The following is an 18,653-nucleotide window of genomic DNA, read 5'->3' as shown; positions in this document are numbered from 1 at the left end:
TTGTGGGATTACTCGTAAATGGCCAATGGCAAGATAAATGGTACGACACCGATAACAATCAAGGTGAATTCAAGCGTGAGGCGGCCCAGTTACGTAATTGGGTCACCGCAGATGGTAGTGCGGGAGAAAGCGGTGATGCAGGCTTTAAAGCAGAAAAAGATCGCTATCATCTTTATGTATCTTTGGCCTGTCCTTGGGCACACCGCACCTTGATATTTCGTCATTTAAAAGGCCTTGAAGACTATATTAGTGTATCTGTAGTAAGCCCTGACATGCTTGAACATGGTTGGACATTTGACAAAGATAATCACAGTACGGGGGATGCATTATTCAATACTGATTATTTGCACCAAATTTATACTCGTAATAAACCTGACTACTCTGGTCGCGTAACAGTTCCTGTGCTTTGGGATAAAAAGTCTCAGCGTATCGTGAGTAATGAGTCTGCAGAGATTATTCGCATGTTTAACAGTGCATTTAATGATCTAACAGGCAATGAGCGCGACTTTTACCCTGCGTCGTTGCGTACTGAAATTGATGAAATTAATGATCTTGTTTATAACAATATCAATAACGGTGTTTATCGTGCTGGCTTTGCGACAACGCAAGAAGCATATGAAGATGCATATGACGACTTATTTGCTGCCCTTGATAAAATTGAGCTGCGTTTGACAGATAATCGTTATTTAGTGGGTGATACATTGACTGAAGCCGACTGGCGACTGTTTACCACTTTAATTCGCTTCGACAGTGTTTACGTGGGTCACTTTAAATGTAATTTGCGTACCATCGAAAGTTACCCTGCGATCAGCAATTATTTGCGTGAGTTATATCAAACTGAAGGAGTGAGTAAGACGGTTGATTTTTACCATATTAAACGCCATTACTACTTCAGCCACACGATGATTAACCCAACGCAGATCGTGCCTAAAGGGCCGGCAATAGACTACTCGCGCCCACACAATCGAGGATAAAAAGTGACTAAAACTAACAGTTTAATTTAGCAATTAAGCTGTTAGTTATAACTATCCATGACCTTGCTAATTGTGTCGATGCCAAACATCACTTTTTGAATAAATGACTCTGAACTTTTCACTAAATTAAAATTAGGGTGCTGTGACCAAATTGCTTGTAGTTTGTCATCAAGCAAGATAGCTTGCTGATCAGATTCGTTTCTTACTGGATTGTTAGAGTGAATGCTTTGCCCAGATTTAGCAGCAGTTTCAAAAAAGATCACCGCATCGTATTGGTTGAGTTCTATTTGTAGGCTGGTATTTAAGCATTGAAAAAACTCATCTTGTTCACCAGGCCAATAGGCAAGCCCATCTAAACTGCCACGATCGCAAAGCATCAAACGATTTGGATGCATGGTTCGCTGAATATGTTCTAGGTGTTTTTGTAAGCTGAAAATGGCTTGCTGGTGTGCTTTGATAAGATGAGGTGAGTCACTACGTTCTATTCCGCCACCAAAAAGCATGGTTGCAGACTCTGGTACTACGACAATTTGTTTAGAAAATTCTCGTCTTAGCAAGTCGATGGCTGTTGTTTTTCCACCACCTGGACCACCTGTTAATACAATCCTTTTTTTCACCTTAAGTTTCCACACATAGCTAGTTTGTGTTTAAGGTAATGAAAATAGCTTGCAAAGAGAAGTAAAAAACAAACTTTACATGATAAAGATCACAACAAGCGTAATAACCAGCTAAAGCGACTGACTTGTTTAAGTTTACCGTCTTTGTTATCTGAGTTATTGAGAGCTTCGTAGCCCATACCTGCAGTGAAAGCACTGGCAATACCGACTTTACTTACAGCAAATCGCTTTAATCTGTACTTAAATGCCTGATGATGCTGACGTTTAATCTCATCTTGCAGATCCATTTGTTGACTCAGCTCAGTTACTTTATGCTGTGGCTTATTGATAAAATAATCAATTAACATCACTCATCCTTATTTAATATTCAATAATTGACGAACACTTTTAAGAGTGTGATCAAAACCAATCTTACTACTTACATAACCAATGTTTTTCCAAAGCCAAGCAAGGCAAAGTAGTTGTAATGCAATCAGTGAGATAGCTGATAGCCACAATGATTGGCTAAAACTGAATATGGCGATACCCACGGTAGCAAGTAAACCAGCCCAAAGCAGTACTAACCCTCCAGCAAAACAAACAAGTAAGATAATAGTTAAGGCGAGAGAGCGTGTTGATAGGCGCCACTCAGCAGCTGCAATCTTTTTGCAAGTACCTGTCTGTTTACGGTAGTCAATGTATAGCTGTTTGGCGTAATCAGATAATTTAGCAAGATGATCTTGCCACTGATCAGCGTTTGGCGGCTGATCAGTGGCACCTTGCGTTTTCTCATCTGTAGATTGAGAAGGCTGCATAACAATTACTTACGACGAATAAGCGCAGATACTAACATGCCTGCAGCAAAGGCAATCCCCGCTGTTGCAAGTGGGTTTTCTGATGCAAGCTGACGAGTTTTACCACTGTATTCGTTAATTTTAGCACGTGCTACAGCTTGTTTTTCAGAAAGCGTTTGGGCAGAGCTAGACGCACCTTGACGTACACTTTGTTCGGCACTTGCAGCACGCGTTGATAATGCATCTACAGCGTGATGTGCTGCTTCAGTTGCTTTTTCTGTAAATGGCGCCTCTACTTGAGCCGCTTTCGAGTTTGCACTGCTGTCCGTTGCTGTACTTGTGTTCGATTTTGAAGTTGCGGTAGTCATAATCATTCCTTAAAAAATTGCCATTGAATTGGTAGCTAGTCTGTCGCAACCTTTATACCAAATTGTAAAAGGTATATTTTTCAATGTGTTAATATTGTAGTTGAGTTCTAGGATGGATATTTCCCGTAACTCTTGCAGGGTGATTAAGTAAAAATTACAGCATAAGATAATTTTGTAATTATTCATTGGTTATTCATTAACCATTTTTCCCTAATCCATTACCAAGAAAATTGAAAAAAAATTTTTTTTCGATGTTTTCCACTTTTTCCCACGTAATTCATAGGCTTTGCCTGAGCCCTTATTTTTTCTGGCTTCACAAGGCGCTTATGATGATCTGCTTACTTGACAAAATGGCTTGTCAAGCCCTAAACTGGAGCACTGTGGTAAAAAGTGGTTTTTAGTGGATCAAACTGGATCGGAAATAATCATTAACGATTAATAACCTATTTTTAAGGCAAGTTATGTTTCGGGGTGCGAGCTCTCTGAGTTTGGATGATAAAGGACGCTTTGCGGTACCAACTAAGTACCGAGATGCGATCTTGTCTGAAGATCAGGGAACGGTTATTTGCACTGTGGCCTTAAACGAACCTTGTTTGTGGTTATACCCGTTAGCAGAATGGCTCGAAATCGAAGAACGATTATTAAAGATTTCGAACATGAATCCACGTGCTCGCCGCATGCAACGTATGTTGCTTGGTAACGCTACAGAGTATCAACTAGATAAAAATGGCCGAATTCTGCTGGCGCCGTCTTTACGAGCACACGCAGAACTTGGAAAAAAAATCATGTTGGTTGGCTTGATGAACAAGTTTGAAATTTGGGATGAAGATCGTTGGCATGAACAAATGCGCCAAGATACTGAAATTGAACGCCAAGGCGATTTTGAGGCGAATCCTGAGTTCGATAACTTCTCACTCTAACCACAATAATAAAAAGGCAAAAACTAGCTAATGACAGCGCAATTTGAACATGTCTCTGTACTGATGGACGAAACCATAGATGCTTTGGATATTAAACCCGAAGGCATTTATATGGATGGCACATTTGGTCGCGGCGGACACTCAGGGCAAATTCTTGCGCGTTTAAGTGAACAAGGTCGCTTGCAAGCGATTGATCAAGATCCACAAGCTATTAAAGCTGCTGAAAAATTTGCTGATGATGCACGTTTTTCGATTGCCCACACGCGTTTTTCAAATCTTAAAGCCGTTGCTGAAGATAACGATTTAATCGGTAAAGTTGACGGCATTTTGTTAGATATCGGTGTTTCTTCACCACAGCTTGATGATGCTGAACGCGGTTTTAGCTTTATGAAAGATGGCCCGCTCGATATGCGCATGGACCCAACCAGTGGTCGCAGTGCTGCACAATGGTTAGCTGAAGCTGAACTTGAAGATATTACCCATGTGATTAAAACCTACGGTGAGGAAAAGTTTGGTCGTCGTATTGCCCATAAAATCATTGAGACTCGTGAGCACACACCTATTACTAGCACTAAGCAGCTTGCTGATTTAGTCGATGAAGCTGTGCCGGTTAAAGACAAGTATAAGCATCCTGCAACACGTACATTCCAAGCGATCCGTATTTATATCAACAGTGAACTTGAAGAAATTCAAACTGCACTGCAAGCCGCTGTTGACGTTTTAAAGCCAGGTGGACGTTTAGTCGTTATTTCGTTTCACTCGTTAGAAGATCGCATTGTTAAGCAGTTTATAAAAAAACAGAGTAAGGGAGAGGCGATACCCAGAGGTCTGCCTTTGACTGACGCACAAATAAATAAAAACCTGACGTTAAAGGCAGTGGGTAAAGCCATTAAGCCAAGTAAGGCGGAAATTGATGCTAATCCGCGTTCACGTAGTTCGGTATTAAGGATTGCACAGAGGCTGTAATGAAAGCTAAAGCGGTGAATCGACAACCCAACTTATTTGTGGAAATTTTTAAAGGCCTAGGAGCTAATAAGCTGACCTTGGCCTTATTGGTTGTGATTCTTGCTTCTAGTTTGAGTGTGGTTCAGGTGACGCACTTAGCGCGTCAACAATTGATAGAGCAAGATAAATTATTGCAAGAGCGCGATGAACTCGATCTTGAGTGGCGTTACTTGCTAGTAGAAGAAGAGTTTTATTCGCAGCATGCGCGCATTGAAGAAGTGGCAACCATGCAATTAGAAATGAAGCGGCCAACAAGCAAAGATGAACAGGTGGTAATACTGCAATGAGAAGCAGAGGGAAAAAGCCAACAAATACTTTGATCACATGGCGTTTTTCGCTGGTGTGTTCAGTCGTATTTTTAGTATTCATGTCGCTGGTCGCACGTGCCGCATTTTTACAAGTAATTGAGCCTGATAAAGCGCGCTCAGAAAGTGATAAACGCACGGTACGTGTTGAAAAACAACATGTGCAACGTGGCATGATCTTCGATCGCAATGGTAAAGAACTAGCTGTAAGTGTGCCTGTAGTGAGTGTTTATGCCGACCCTAAAGCGTTAAACAAGTCATTGATCAGTAAGGTACTGCGTCAAGCACGCAAAAACGGTGAAGACCAACAAGCGCTTGCTGAAAACACGGCAGAATTAAACAAACGTATTGCTGCTTATTACAATAATGATATTCGTTGGCGTGAGCTTGCGGATGTACTACGTATTGAACCTAGCAAAATTAACTCTCGTCTTCGTGATAATCCAAAGCGACGCTTTGTCTATTTAAAACGTCAAGTCACTCCTGCGGTTGCTAACTATATTGGCGATCTTCGTTTACCGGGTATCCATTTGCTGGATGAATCAAAACGTTATTATCCAGCCGGTGAAGTGACGGCTCATGTTATTGGTTTCACTAACATTGATGGCCATGGTATTGAAGGGATTGAAAAGCTTTATGAAAAGGCGTTAACGGGCGTTGAAGGTCAGCGCACTATTCGTAAAGATGCCCAAGGTCGTGAAGTAGAGGTGCTTGATGAACGTGAGCGCGTAGAGCCAGAGAGCATTCACTTAAGTATCGACCAACGTATTCAAGCAATTGCTTATAAAGCAGTAAAATCAGCGGTGTTATCTTACAAAGCGACCTCAGGTTCAGCCATGGTTGTGGATGTTAAAACAGGTGAAGTGTTAGCGATGGTAAATAGCCCATCGTTTAACCCAAACAACCTTAATGACGCCGCACCGCATAAGCGCCGTAATAGAGCGATTACCGATTTATTTGAACCTGGCTCCACTGTTAAGCCACTAGCCATTTTAGCTGGTTTAGACTACGGCACAATTCAACCGGATTCAATCGTTGATACATACCCCGGCTGGATGCGAGTAGGCGGTAGTCTAGTACAGGATACTCGTAATCATGGTGAGATGACTTTAAGAGAAATCTTAAAATATTCAAGCAACATGGGGGTGACTAAGGTTAGCCAAGAACTTCCAAAAGATTACTTTGTTGGCCTATATCAAAAAGTTGGCTTTGGTAGCGATAGTGGTACTGGCATGGTTGGTGAGAGTAGTGGTTTATTTTACCCAAATCGCCGTTGGTCTGATCATGAAATTGCTGCACTATCATTTGGTTATAATCTAGCAGTAAGCACCGCACAAATGGCGCGTTTTTATGCCATGTTAGGTTCAGGTGGTGTCATGCGCCCATTGACTGTACTTAAACAAGATTCGGTACCTGAAGGCGAACGTATTTTTCAACAAAAAGACGTTGAAGCTGTTGTCCACATGATGGAAAGCGTATTTGAAAAAGGCGGTACTGCACAAAAAGTTCATGTTGATGGTTATCGTGCCGCAGGTAAGACAGGTACTTCTAAGAAAGCGGCTGTCGGTGGTTATGGTGACGAATACGTTGGTTACTTTGCTGGTATTGCACCTGCGAGTAACCCGCGTTTAGCAGTAGTAGTATTGATTAACGAACCGGGTGGAGATGTTTATTACGGCGGTGCGACGGCAGGCCCTGCATTTGCAGAGATTGTCTCCAATGCCTTAAGAATTCTAAACGTCGCACCGGACAAAGATGCGGTTGCGTACGTAGAAGGCAAAGATAACGATGCGTGATTTAAAACCGATTCTTAATCATATTGATATTGAGGCCAATAGTTTATTGGTCAATCAACTACGTCTTGATAGTCGAGATGTGAAAGCTGGCGATGTGTTTGTTGCTATTAAAGGTCATCAACTTGATGGCGGACAGTTTATTGAAAAAGCCATTGAAAATGGTGCGGTGGCAATAATTGCTGACCGTTTATGTGAGTTCGATTGTGAATTTGAACCACTTTATTTAGTAACAGATTTAGCAAAAAAATTGCCAGCACTCGCGGCTGCTTTTTATCAACAGCCATCAAAGCAACTTGATTTAGTGGGTGTAACAGGCACCAATGGCAAGTCAACGACAACAGCGATGATCGCGCATTTAGCTGCGTACTGTCAAAAACGCACAGCGGTGATTGGTACACTTGGCTATGGGCACCCTGATAATCTCACTGAGCTTGCTAACACCACACCATCAAGTGTTGATTTGCAGCGTATTTTATCTGAACTCGTAGAGCAACAGAGTGATGTTGTGGCTATGGAAGTTTCGTCACATGGCTTAGTACAGCACCGTGTTGATCATTGTCAGTTTAAAGCTGCGGTGTTTACTAACCTTTCACGTGATCACTTAGATTATCATGGCACTATGGATGCCTATGGTGATGCTAAGTTGATGTTAATGCGTAACCATATGCCAGAGCTTGTGGTACTTAACCAAGATGATGCTCAAGTTGAGGCATGGTTGGAAAAGTACGACTTTAATAACCTGATTTGTTATGGTCATAAAAATTTATCGCCTGAAAATGCACGTTTTGTGTATTTCAGTGATGTGACTTACGATAATGTAGGTATTTCGGCGAAGTTTGATACCAGCTGGGGGCAGGCTGAGGTTAATTGCACACTATTCGGTGAATTTAACTTATATAATTTAGCTGCTGCAATGGCCACTTTATTAGGTATGGGCTACCCACTCACTTTATTAGTTGAAGCCTGTAAAACACTGCAACCAGTCGCTGGGCGCATGCAAGCATTTAGTGAGCCAGGTCAACCAACCTGCATTGTTGATTATGCTCATACTCCAGATGCACTTGCTCTTGCATTACAAGCACTACAAAAACATGTACCGGGTGGAGTGAGCTGCGTGTTTGGTTGCGGTGGTGATCGTGATAAAGGTAAACGCCCGATGATGGCCAAAGCCGCAGAAGGCAATGCAGACCGTATTATTGTTACTAGTGATAACCCGCGTAGTGAAGATCCAAACGCTATTATCGCAGATGTGGTTGCAGGGCTTGAACAGCCAGAACTTGCACATTGTGAAGCAGACCGAGCGCTAGCAATTAGTTATGCTATATCACAAGCCGGTGCTGATGATGTGATTTTGATTGCAGGTAAAGGCCACGAAGATTATCAAATTATTGGCGATCAACGAATCGACTTCTGCGATCGTCAATATGTACAACAACAACTAAAAGAAAAATCGCAAGGGGCGCAGTTATGATCCCTATGGATTTTGATTGGCTAGCAAATGTTCTAGCAAGAGATTACCAAGGTGGTAATCAAAAGGTAAAAAACATCAACACAGACACTCGTACTTTGTGCGATGGTGAAGTGTTTTTAGCGCTACAAGGCCCCAACTTTGACGGCCACAAATTTGTTGCGCAAGCAAAAGAAAAAGGGGCGATAGCTGCTATTGTTGCGCGTCCCGTTAATGTCGATATTGTACAGTTTGTGGTTAGCGACACGCGCATTGCGTTAGGCCAAATTGGTACTGCTGTCATGGCTCAGGTCGCACCAAAAACGATTGCTATCACAGGTAGCGTAGGTAAAACGACCGTTAAAGAAATGTGTGCGGCGATTTTATCTGATCACGGTGAAGTCCTAGCAACAAAAGGCAACTTTAATAATGACATTGGTGTACCACTGACGTTATTACGCCTTGAGCCACAGCATCAATATGCGGTAATTGAATTAGGTGCCAATCATATTGGTGAAATAGCTTACACTGTTGCAATGACGAAACCTGATGTTGCTGTGGTATGTAATGTTGCAGCTTCTCACTTAGAGGGGTTTGGGTCATTACAAGGTGTAGCAACGGCAAAGGGTGAAATCTATGACGGCTTAAAGCCTGATGGTGTCGCTGTGGTTAACTGCGACAGTGATTTTGCCGATTTTTGGCTCGAAAAATTAAATGATCGCAACGTAAAACGCTTTTCTACTAGCCAACAACTAGATTATTGGGCAGAAGATGTGGTGCTTGATGAACAAGCCCGTGCTTCTTTTGTGCTTTGTAATAAAGATAAAAAAGTGCCTGTCACCCTCGCATTACCTGGAAAACATAATATTGCCAATGCTTTAATTGCCACAGCCTTAACTACTGAGTTGGGTGTAAGCCTTGAAAATGTTGCATCAGCATTAGCAACCATGGGTGAAGTGAAAGGCCGTGTTAACGTCCTCAAAGTATCAGACACTTTGACTGTTATTGATGATACCTACAACGCAAATGTGCAATCGGTTAAAGCGGCAATTGATTTATTAAGTGATATGCCGGGCCGTCGTATTTTTGCGTTAGGAGATATGGGGGAGCTTGGCGAAGAAGCTCGTTTTTATCATCAACAAGTCGGTGAATACGCGCAGCAAAAAGGCATTGATGAGCTTTACAGCCTAGGGGTATTAAGCAAATCAGCCAGTGATGTATTTGAAAAGCCAAACCGCCACTTCTCAAGCCGTGAACAATTATTACAACAATTACAAAGTGAGCTTGCTCAATCGATGCAAAAAACCACGATCGTTGTAAAAGGTTCGCGTAGTTCTCGTATGGAACTTGTGGTCACAGATTTAGTAAATGGCCAGCAAAATGGCAACAATGGAGTATCGTCATGTTAGTTTGGCTGGCAGAGTATTTAACACAGTATTACAGTGGTTTTAATGTTTTTTCTTACCTTACGCTACGTGCGATTTTAGGTATTTTAACGGCGCTGCTTATCTCTCTTTATTTTGGCCCTAAGCTGATTCGTGCATTGCAAAAAATGCAAATTGGTCAGGTTGTTCGTCACGATGGTCCTGAGTCTCATTTATCTAAAAAAGGCACGCCAACCATGGGCGGCATTTTGATTCTAGGGGCAATTTTTACCAGCACATTACTGTGGGCTGACCTTTCAAATAAATATGTATGGGCAACCCTATTTGTAGTGGGCTCGTTAGGTGTGGTTGGCTTTATTGATGACTACCGTAAAGTGATCCGTAAAGATCCTAAAGGCTTAATTGCGAAGTGGAAATACTTTTGGCAATCAGTGATTGCGTTAGTGGTTGCAAGTGCACTTTATTTTACGTCGCAGCAAGCCAGCGAAACCTCGTTAGTAGTACCGTTTTTCAAAGATGTGTTACCTCAGCTTGGGCTGTTTTATATCGTTATGACTTACTTTGTAATTGTAGGTACGTCGAACGCGGTAAACCTGACAGATGGCCTTGATGGTCTAGCGATTGTACCTACGATTTTAGTGGCGGCGGCACTTGCCATTATTGCTTACTTAACCGGTAACGTTAATTTCTCAAGCTATCTACATATTCCACACTTACCATTAGCTAGTGAGCTTGTGGTTGTGTGTACTGCGATTGTAGGTGCAGGACTAGGCTTCTTATGGTTTAACACTTACCCAGCACAAGTATTTATGGGTGATGTAGGCTCATTAGCACTTGGTGGAGCACTGGGTATTATTGCAGTGCTTGTTCGTCAAGAACTGATACTTGTCATCATGGGTGGTGTGTTTGTAATGGAAGCATTGTCGGTGATTTTACAAGTAGGCTCTTACAAATTACGTGGCCAACGTATTTTTAGAATGGCGCCTATTCACCACCATTATGAATTAAAAGGTTGGCCTGAACCGCGCGTTATTGTGCGCTTTTGGATTATTTCAATCGTGCTAGTACTTGCTGGCCTTGCGACATTAAAGATCAGGTAAATGACAGTCATTAACGAGATTAAAAACAAACAAATTTCAGTGCTTGGACTCGGTGTAACCGGTCTGGGCATTGTGCGTTTTTTATTATCTCAGAATATTAAGCCAATCGTTGTTGATAGCCGCTCGGCTCCTCCTGGAGCTGATTGGTTAAACGAGCATGCCAGTGAGTTAACAACTCACTTTGGTGATTTAGAACAGGCTGATTTAGCCAGCAATGACATTATTATCATCAGTCCAGGTCTAAGCCTAGCTACACCTGCTGTAGCAAAAGCGATTGCTGCTGGTGTTGAAGTGATTGGTGACGTTGAGCTTTTTGCCCGCTTAACCGATAAACCAATTGTTGCGGTGACTGGTTCAAATGGTAAGTCGACTGTAGTTACATTGGCGTTTGAAGTACTTAAAGCGGCCGGTTATAAAGTTGGCCTTGGTGGCAATATTGGCACGGCAGTGCTTGATTTACTATCGCAAGACTATGATGTGTATGTACTTGAACTGTCGAGCTTTCAGCTTGATACCACACACAGCTTAAAAGCAAAAAGTGCCTGTGTATTGAATGTTAGCGAAGATCACCTCGATCGTTATCCAAGCTACCAAGCATACATTGACTCTAAGCAAAGTATTTATAACGGCTCAGAGCTTGCTGTAGTTAATGCGATTGATGTGGCTACGCACACTGCAAAGCAACCACAAGTGAGCTTTGCGCTCGCTAATGCAGATTTTGCCTTGGTTGAACATCAAGGTGAGCAATACTTTGCAGCACACGGTAAGCCAGTATTACCAGCAAGCTGCTTAAATGTTGTTGGCTCACACAATCAACAAAACGCCTTAGCGGTGATGGCATTACTGAGCCCGTTTGATATTGCTAAAGAGCATTACCAGCAAGCGTTTAGTGCTTTTACAGGGCTGGCACACCGTTGTCAGTTTGTTGCTGAAATTAATGAAGTAAAATACTTTAACGATTCAAAGGCGACTAATGTAGGTGCAACAATCGCTGCGATTGAAAGCTTAGCTTATCAAGCCAAGCAATTAGTTGTGATTGCTGGTGGTGATGCAAAAGGGGCTGATTTAGATGCCTTAAAGCCATACTTAAACGACAAAGTAAAAGCGCTTGTTTGTTTTGGTAAAGATGCTAAAGCGTTAGTGGCTCTGACTGAAAAAGGTCACCTAACCACCAACATGCATGAAGCTGTGCAACTAGCAAAAAAGTTAAGCACGAGCGGCGATATAGTATTATTAGCACCTGCATGCGCCAGCATTGATATGTATAACAATTATATGCAACGTGGTGATGACTTTGCGCAGTGCGTATTGGCGGAGGCAGTATGATTGCATTTGCTGACATCCGTGAAGCATTAACACCAAAACAATCGCCGCAACTTTATGATGTGCCGTTATTGTATTGCATGTTGATGTTGATTGGCGTTGGCTTTGTGATGGTAACCAGTGCCTCTATGCCAACAGCAGAGCGATTATTTGATAATCCGTATCACATTATCATTCGCCATGGCATGTTCTTAATTATGGGCTTTTTCTTATTTTGGATTGCCACTAACGTGCCTATGGATTGGTGGAAGCGCAGTAACGCCTATTTATTGTTGCTGGGTTTAGGTTTGCTGGTTTTGGTGCTGATTGTTGGCCGTGAAGTAAATGGTGCAAAGCGTTGGATACCTATTGGCCCAGTGGGCTTTCAGGTCGCTGAAGCCGCCAAGCTGTATTTCTTTAGCTACATTGCTGGTTACTTAGTGCGTAAACGTGAAGAAGTACAAGAGAACTTAAAAGGCTTCTTTAAGCCATTAGCTGTATTTGGTGTTTATGCATTTTTGATTTTGATGCAACCAGACTTAGGAACAGTTGTTGTATTGTTTGTGACGACTGTTGGTTTGTTGTTTTTAGCAGGTGCTAAGCTATGGCAATTTTTTGGTCTTATCTTAACTGGTATTGCAGCAGTTGTGGTGTTGATCATCGCTGAACCATATCGTATGGCTCGAGTAACAGGCTTTTTGGAGCCATGGGAAGATCCATTCGGTAAAGGATATCAGTTAGTACAATCGCTAATGGCATACAGCCAAGGTGGCTGGTTTGGTCAAGGGTTAGGTAATAGCGTGCAAAAACTGCAATACCTACCTGAAGCACATAATGACTTTATCTTTGCTGTGATTGGTGAAGAGCTTGGCTTCTTTGGCGTATTAAGTATTTTGATAGTGCTCGGTGTGTTTGTATTTAGAGCCCTGTTAATTGGCCAAAAAGCGCTGAAATGTGGCAAAGAATACGAAGGCTATTTTGCCTTTGCTATTGGTATCTGGTTTGCGTTTCAAACCATGGTCAATGTTGGCGCTAGCGCGGGTATTTTGCCAACGAAAGGCTTAACATTACCGTTTATTTCATACGGTGGTTCTAGTTTATTAATTATGACCATAGCAACAGGTGTACTTTTGCGAATAGATTTTGAAACCAAAATGGCGACTAAGCAGGCAACCTCACGTGGAGGTAAGCGATGAGTAAAAAGTTACTTGTTGTTGCTGGCGGTACCGGTGGGCATATTTTCCCAGGTATTGCGGTTGCTGACTTTTTAAAGCAACAAGGCTGGCAGGTTAGCTGGATTGGTACCCCTGACAGAATGGAGGCAACTGTCGTTCCTAAGCACAACATTGAGATTGAATTTATCAATGTGAAAGGTGTGCGCGGCAACGGGGTTAAGCGCTTGATTAAAGCACCATTTATGGTGATGAATGCCATTTTTCAAGCACGTAAAATTTTAAAAAAGCAAAAGCCTGATGTTGTTTTAGCTATGGGTGGTTATGTAACTGGACCCACTGGACTTGCAGCGAAAAGCTTAGGTATTCCTTTGGTTATTCATGAGCAAAATGCTGTTGCAGGTATGAGTAACCGTTGGTTAGCAAAGTTTGCTAATAAAGTGCTGGCAGCTTTCCCGTCGGCTTTTGCAAAAGAACAATGTGAAGTGGTTGGCAATCCGGTGCGAGCAAGTGTTGCTAATGTCACTGCTAAAAAAACGACTTCGCCAATCAATGTGCTTGTCGTAGGTGGGTCACTGGGCGCTCAGGTACTCAATGAAACTTTACCTGCTGTATTCAGTGAACTTTCAGCGCTAACAGCGCTTAATATATGGCATCAAACGGGTAAAAATAATGAACCTAATGTGACTGCTAGCTATCAACAGTTAGGGTTAGCTGAAAATAGCAAAGTTGCTGAATTCATTGATGATATGGATAGTGCATATCAATGGGCCGATTTGGTAATTTGCCGCGCTGGTGCGTTAACGGTTAGTGAGATTGCTGCTGCAGGTCGAATGGCGTTATTTGTGCCCTTCCCACATGCTGTAGATGACCATCAAACTGCTAATGCAAAGTATTTAGTCGCTGAGCAAGCTGCATTGATTATGCAGCAAAGTGAGTTTAATCAAGCGGCGGTTGTGGAGTTATTAACACCGTATGTCAGCGCACCAGAAAAAATTTCAACAATGGCAAGCAAAGCAAAACAGCTTGCTATTTTAGATGCCACAGCCAATGTTGCAAAGCGCTGTGAGCAACTAGCAGATAGAAGAGATTAGTAGTGAAAGAAAGCACGATGAAAGAAAACAACACTCGCCCTGCGATGCGTCGTATCGACACCATCCACTTTGTTGGTATTGGTGGCGCAGGTATGGGTGGTATTGCCGAAGTACTTGCTTTTGAAGGCTACCGCATCACAGGTTCAGACATTGCGCACAGTGCGATGACTGAGCGCTTAATTCAACTGGGTGCAGAAGTATTTATTGGTCATGACGAAAATAATGTAAAAGATGCCAGTGTTGTGGTGGTATCAAGTGCGATTAATGAGCAAAACCCTGAGATTAAAGCAGCCAAAGCGGCGCGTATTCCAATTGTTCGCCGTGCAGAAATGCTGGCTGAATTAATGCGTTTTCGCCACGGTATCGCAGTGGCAGGCACCCATGGTAAAACCACAACAACCAGTTTAATTGCCAGCATTTATGCACAAGCAGGCCTTGATCCAACCTTTATTATTGGTGGCTTGTTAAATAGTGCAGGGAGTAATGCCAAGGTAGGTAAAAGCGATTTTTTAATAGCTGAAGCTGATGAGAGTGATGCGTCATTCTTACATTTACAACCTATGGTATCGGTGATCACCAATGTAGAAGAAGATCACATGGACACCTATGGCGGTAGCTTAGAAAAAATGAAAGATACTTACGTCGATTTCATTCATAACTTACCGTTTTATGGTTTAGCTGTAGTGTGTATTGATTCTGAAGTTGCGGCAGAACTTATTCCTCGTTTTGGACGCCCTGTTATCACCTATGGTGAATCAGCAGAAGCTGATTATCGAATGGCTGATTTTAGCCAAACAGCGAATACTTGCTCATTCAATGTGGTGAATAAACAAGGTGAAAGCCTAGCAGTAACGCTTAATATGCCGGGCAAGCACAACGCGCTTAATGCAACGGCTGCAATTGCAGTTGCTAAAGATCAAAACATTGCTAACCATGCAATTTTAGAAGCGCTAACAAAATTTGAAGGGGTAGGCCGTCGTTTTCAGCATTACGGAACGTTTGAAAATGAACGTGGCAATGTCATGTTAGTTGATGATTATGGTCACCACCCATCAGAAGTGGCAGCGACAATTGCGGCGGTTCGTGAGGGATGGCCGGATAAACGTTTAGTGATGGTTTACCAGCCGCACCGTTATAGTCGTACTCGTGACTTGTACGAGGATTTTGTAAAAGTACTGGCTGACGTTGATCAGTTGTTATTGCTTGATGTGTATTCAGCAGGTGAAGAGCCAATTGTCGGTGCTGACAGCAAGAGTTTATGCCGTAGCTTACGACAGCGAGGTAAAGAGCCATTACATGTTGCTAGTAGCTCTGAGCTTGCCGGTGTACTTGCGAATACACTGCAAGATAATGATTTAGTTTTAACACAGGGCGCTGGTAACATAGGCCAGTTAGTGAAAAAGTTAGCAGCAACTAAGTTGTCTATTGAACAACTAAAGCAGGTAAATGTATGAGCCAGTTAAGCGACAAATTTGGCAAAGTAGCGGTACTTTTTGGTGGCACATCTGCCGAACGAGAAGTTTCTCTAAAATCAGGCCAAGCCGTATTGAGCGCTTTGCAAAGTGTGGGTGTTAATGCCATTGCTTTTGATCCTAAAGATCAGCCGTTATGGCAATTAAAAGAGTTAAATATTGAACGTGTATTTATTGCTCTTCATGGCCGCGGTGGTGAAGATGGCACTATTCAGGGCGCTCTAGAATTTATGGGGATTCCCTATACAGGCAGTGATGTTCTTGGCTCAGCGCTTGCGATGGATAAGGTGCGTTGTAAGCATTTATTTAAAGCAATGGGGTTGAGCACAGCACCCTATGCTGTAGTTGATAGCCGCCATGAATTTGATAGCCAAGCGATTATCAATGAATTTGGCAAAGTGATGGTAAAACCGTCACATGAAGGTTCAAGTATTGGTATGGCAGAAGCAAATAACGCAGAGCAACTAGATACTGCACTTAATGCCGCATTTAAGTTTGATAGCCAAGTACTGGTGGAACAGTGGATCTCAGGCCGTGAATTTACTGTTGCTGTGCTTGGACAGGATGTTCAACCTGTCATTGAGATGACGACGCCAAATGGCTTTTATGACTATCAAGCTAAGTATCAATCAAATACAACTCAGTACCATTGCCCTGCAGATTTATCTGTGCAAGAAACTGAATTATTGCAAGATATGGCATTAAAAGCGTTTGATTTAGTCGGTGCAAGTGGTTGGGGCCGTGTTGATGCAATGCGTGATCAGCAAGGTAACTTTTACTTATTAGAAGTAAATACGGTACCTGGCATGACAGAAAAGTCTTTAGTACCAATGGCGGCAAAAGCGAATGGTTCAAGCTTTGAGCAATTAGTTGTTCGCATTTTGGAGCAAACACTTTAATATGCATTCTTTTTTAGAAAAAGTGCAACAATTAAAACAGCAGTTAAACTGGTCGCTGATTTTTGGTGTGAGCTTTTTTCTATTGGTGATTTTTGCATTAGTAAAAATCACCACAGGCGTCTCAGATTGGTTGGTAGAGAACAAAGACGCGCAAATAAAGCATTTATCAGTTTTAGGGCAGCCCCAATACACTGATGAAAAAGCAATTATTGGTGCAATAAGAAAAGCTGACTTATCGAGTTTTTTTGAATTAGACGTAAAACATGTGCAACGCTTAGTACAAAGCTTGCCTTGGGTTGCTACGGCATCGGTCAGAAAACAATGGCCTGATACCTTGCAGGTATATGTAGTAGAGCACCAAGCTGTAGCGCACTGGAATAGTGATTTACTGTTAAATCAAGCTGGTGAAGTGTTTCAAGCAAGTAGTGACAAATTACCCACTAGCTTGCCTCAACTATATGGCCCAGAAGGCAGTGAAATCGAAGCGTGGACAGCATTTCGTCAATTTCAAGAAATGCTAAAATTGAATAACTTAGAGCTGACCAGTTTAGCGCTTTCTGAGCGCTTTTCGTGGCAGTTATGGCTTGATAACGGCATTCGCCTGAACTTAGGCCGCAAAGAAAAAGCAAAGCGTGTACAGCGTTTTATTGACGTGTATCCGCGCATGGAACAACGTGCAGATGCACAAATCGATGTTGTTGATTTACGGTATGATACCGGCCTTGCAGTGAGCTGGAAGCCATTGCAAGAAGAACAATTAGAAAATAAGAGTAAGGCATGACCAAGTCAGCAGAAAGAAACCTAGTGATTGGATTAGACGTTGGCACATCGAAAGTTGTGGCCACCGTTGGTGAAATCACCGCAGATAATAAACTAAGCATTGTGGGTGTTGGCAGCCAAGTATCGCATGGTATGGATAAAGGTGGCGTTAACGACCTTAACCTTGTTTCTGAGTCGATTCGTCGCGCTATAGACGAAGCTGAGTTGATGGCTGATTGTCGTATCAGCTCTGTTTATTTGGGTATTTCTGGAAAACATATCCAGTGCCAAAACGAAAGCGGTGTCGTTGCGATTAACAACACTGAAGTGACTGACGAAGATATTGAAAATGTGATCCACATTGCTCGTTCGGTCCCTATTTCGGCAGAACGAAAAATGCTGCATGCACTGCCACAAGAGTACAGCATCGATATGCAAGAAGGGATTAAAAACCCATTAGGTATGAGCGGTGTACGTATGGAAGCTCGGGCGCATATCATTACTTGCTCAAACGATATGGCTAAGAATATCGAAAAATGTGTTGAGCGTTGTGGGCTTGAAGTTGATCAGTTGATCTTCACGGCATTGGCATCATGTTATTCAGTATTAACCGACGATGAAAAAGAGCTCGGTGTAGCTGTTCTAGATATTGGTGGTGGTACGATGGATATCACTATTTATATTAATGGTGCGCTTCGCCACTCAGCCGTTATTCCGGTAGCTGGTAACCAAGTGACTGGTGATATTGCAAAAATATTTAGAACTCCTATATCACATGCTGAGTCACTCAAAGTACAATATGCGTGTGCAAGTAGCCAAATGGCAAGCAACGAAGATACGATTGAAGTACCGAGTGTAGGTGGCAGACCTGCGCGTATTATGTCGCGCCATACCTTATCTGAGGTTGTTGAGCCACGTTTTAGAGAGTTATTTGAGCTGGCTATGGAAGAAATACGTCGCTCAGGTTTTGAAGACCAAATTGCTGCAGGTCTCGTCATTACTGGCGGAACAGCAAAAATGGCTGGGGCAATGGAAGTGGCAGAAGACATTTTCCAAATGCCAGTCAGAATTGGCAAGCCGATCGGGATGGTTGGTTTGACAGATTATGTAGATGATCCTTCGTACGCGACCGCGGTTGGTTTGTTACAATACGGCCGTACTATGCAATCGATGAATGCACAAAAATCGAAAGCTGAAGGTGATAATAATTGGTGGAACCGTATTACTAAATGGTTCCAAGGTGAGTTTTAAAACTCAAGTCGGAG

19 protein-coding genes are annotated in these 18,653 nt (G+C 42.5%); 15 read left to right on the top strand and 4 right to left on the bottom strand.

Annotation, left to right across the window (positions count from 1 at the left end):
* Positions 1 to 2: 2 nt before the first annotated feature.
* Positions 3 to 974: a glutathione S-transferase family protein gene (locus tag QUE86_RS05370; protein WP_130050536.1), complete on the top strand. Its 972-nt coding sequence runs from the start codon at positions 3 to 5 to the stop codon at positions 972 to 974.
* A gap of 41 nt (positions 975 to 1,015) precedes the next feature.
* Here the strand turns inward: QUE86_RS05370 and QUE86_RS05365 are convergent, their stop codons facing one another.
* The 4 genes from QUE86_RS05365 to QUE86_RS05350 form a co-directional block, all read right to left on the bottom strand.
* A complete protein-coding gene (locus tag QUE86_RS05365; protein ID WP_233786762.1) occupies positions 1,016 to 1,591 on the bottom strand; it encodes an AAA family ATPase in 576 nt (191 codons plus the stop codon).
* An 89-nt stretch (positions 1,592 to 1,680) separates the two neighbouring features.
* Positions 1,681 to 1,938, bottom strand: coding sequence for a hypothetical protein (locus QUE86_RS05360; RefSeq protein ID WP_178927429.1), 258 nt, complete (start codon positions 1,936 to 1,938; stop codon positions 1,681 to 1,683).
* Between the two features lie 9 nt (positions 1,939 to 1,947).
* Positions 1,948 to 2,385 (bottom strand): hypothetical protein, encoded by a 438-nt coding sequence (locus QUE86_RS05355; protein WP_130050539.1) that lies wholly within the window; start codon positions 2,383 to 2,385, stop codon positions 1,948 to 1,950.
* A gap of 5 nt (positions 2,386 to 2,390) precedes the next feature.
* Positions 2,391 to 2,732: a DUF883 domain-containing protein gene (locus QUE86_RS05350; RefSeq protein ID WP_130050540.1), complete on the bottom strand. Its 342-nt coding sequence runs from the start codon at positions 2,730 to 2,732 to the stop codon at positions 2,391 to 2,393.
* Positions 2,733 to 3,193: 461 nt separating this feature from the next.
* Here QUE86_RS05350 and mraZ point away from each other — a divergent pair, with 461 nt between their 5' ends.
* Genes mraZ through ftsA form a run of 14 tightly spaced genes read left to right on the top strand, consistent with a single transcriptional unit; the run spans position 3,194 to position 18,639 of the window.
* Entirely contained in the window at positions 3,194 to 3,652 is a 459-nt protein-coding gene (gene mraZ / locus QUE86_RS05345; RefSeq protein WP_130050541.1) for a division/cell wall cluster transcriptional repressor MraZ, read from the top strand.
* A 30-nt stretch (positions 3,653 to 3,682) separates the two neighbouring features.
* Positions 3,683 to 4,618 carry a 16S rRNA (cytosine(1402)-N(4))-methyltransferase RsmH gene (rsmH, locus tag QUE86_RS05340; RefSeq protein WP_286259662.1) on the top strand — a complete coding sequence of 312 codons (936 nt, stop codon included), beginning with the start codon at positions 3,683 to 3,685 and terminating at the stop codon, positions 4,616 to 4,618.
* A complete protein-coding gene (gene ftsL / locus QUE86_RS05335; protein ID WP_130050543.1) occupies positions 4,618 to 4,944 on the top strand; it encodes a cell division protein FtsL in 327 nt (108 codons plus the stop codon). Before rsmH ends, ftsL begins: the two co-directional genes overlap by 1 nt.
* On the top strand, positions 4,941 to 6,758 hold the full coding sequence (locus tag QUE86_RS05330; protein WP_130050544.1) for a penicillin-binding transpeptidase domain-containing protein: 1,818 nt from the start codon (positions 4,941 to 4,943) through the stop codon (positions 6,756 to 6,758). The genes ftsL and QUE86_RS05330 overlap by 4 nt, the downstream gene beginning before the upstream one ends.
* Positions 6,751 to 8,229 carry a UDP-N-acetylmuramoyl-L-alanyl-D-glutamate--2,6-diaminopimelate ligase gene (gene murE, locus QUE86_RS05325; RefSeq protein WP_286259650.1) on the top strand — a complete coding sequence of 493 codons (1,479 nt, stop codon included), beginning with the start codon at positions 6,751 to 6,753 and terminating at the stop codon, positions 8,227 to 8,229. The genes QUE86_RS05330 and murE overlap by 8 nt, the downstream gene beginning before the upstream one ends.
* Complete coding sequence (locus tag QUE86_RS05320) at positions 8,226 to 9,614, top strand: UDP-N-acetylmuramoyl-tripeptide--D-alanyl-D-alanine ligase (RefSeq protein ID WP_286259646.1); 1,389 nt, start codon at positions 8,226 to 8,228, stop codon at positions 9,612 to 9,614. The genes murE and QUE86_RS05320 overlap by 4 nt, the downstream gene beginning before the upstream one ends.
* Positions 9,608 to 10,690, top strand: coding sequence for a phospho-N-acetylmuramoyl-pentapeptide-transferase (gene mraY, locus QUE86_RS05315; protein ID WP_239976893.1), 1,083 nt, complete (start codon positions 9,608 to 9,610; stop codon positions 10,688 to 10,690). The genes QUE86_RS05320 and mraY overlap by 7 nt, the downstream gene beginning before the upstream one ends.
* Positions 10,691 to 12,016, top strand: coding sequence for a UDP-N-acetylmuramoyl-L-alanine--D-glutamate ligase (gene murD, locus QUE86_RS05310; RefSeq protein WP_286259643.1), 1,326 nt, complete (start codon positions 10,691 to 10,693; stop codon positions 12,014 to 12,016).
* The gene (ftsW, locus tag QUE86_RS05305) at positions 12,013 to 13,188 is read left to right on the top strand and encodes a cell division protein FtsW (RefSeq protein ID WP_130050549.1); all 1,176 of its coding nucleotides are present in this window, start codon (positions 12,013 to 12,015) and stop codon (positions 13,186 to 13,188) included. The genes murD and ftsW overlap by 4 nt, the downstream gene beginning before the upstream one ends.
* Positions 13,185 to 14,258: an undecaprenyldiphospho-muramoylpentapeptide beta-N-acetylglucosaminyltransferase gene (gene murG / locus QUE86_RS05300; protein WP_167658662.1), complete on the top strand. Its 1,074-nt coding sequence runs from the start codon at positions 13,185 to 13,187 to the stop codon at positions 14,256 to 14,258. Before ftsW ends, murG begins: the two co-directional genes overlap by 4 nt.
* Positions 14,259 to 14,275: 17 nt before the next feature.
* Positions 14,276 to 15,712, top strand: a complete 1,437-nt coding sequence (murC, locus tag QUE86_RS05295; protein WP_175580465.1) for a UDP-N-acetylmuramate--L-alanine ligase — start codon at positions 14,276 to 14,278, stop codon at positions 15,710 to 15,712.
* Positions 15,709 to 16,629: a D-alanine--D-alanine ligase gene (locus tag QUE86_RS05290; protein WP_178927423.1), complete on the top strand. Its 921-nt coding sequence runs from the start codon at positions 15,709 to 15,711 to the stop codon at positions 16,627 to 16,629. Before murC ends, QUE86_RS05290 begins: the two co-directional genes overlap by 4 nt.
* A gap of 1 nt (position 16,630) precedes the next feature.
* Positions 16,631 to 17,410, top strand: coding sequence for a cell division protein FtsQ/DivIB (locus QUE86_RS05285; protein WP_130050553.1), 780 nt, complete (start codon positions 16,631 to 16,633; stop codon positions 17,408 to 17,410).
* Positions 17,407 to 18,639, top strand: coding sequence for a cell division protein FtsA (gene ftsA / locus QUE86_RS05280; RefSeq protein ID WP_130050554.1), 1,233 nt, complete (start codon positions 17,407 to 17,409; stop codon positions 18,637 to 18,639). The genes QUE86_RS05285 and ftsA overlap by 4 nt, the downstream gene beginning before the upstream one ends.
* Positions 18,640 to 18,653 lie beyond the last annotated feature (14 nt).

Source organism: Pseudoalteromonas apostichopi (assembly GCF_030297135.1).
GTDB classification, from domain to species: domain Bacteria; phylum Pseudomonadota; class Gammaproteobacteria; order Enterobacterales; family Alteromonadaceae; genus Pseudoalteromonas; species Pseudoalteromonas apostichopi.
Note: the sequence above shows the minus strand (reverse complement) of the source record. Positions and strands in the feature narration are given on the sequence as shown.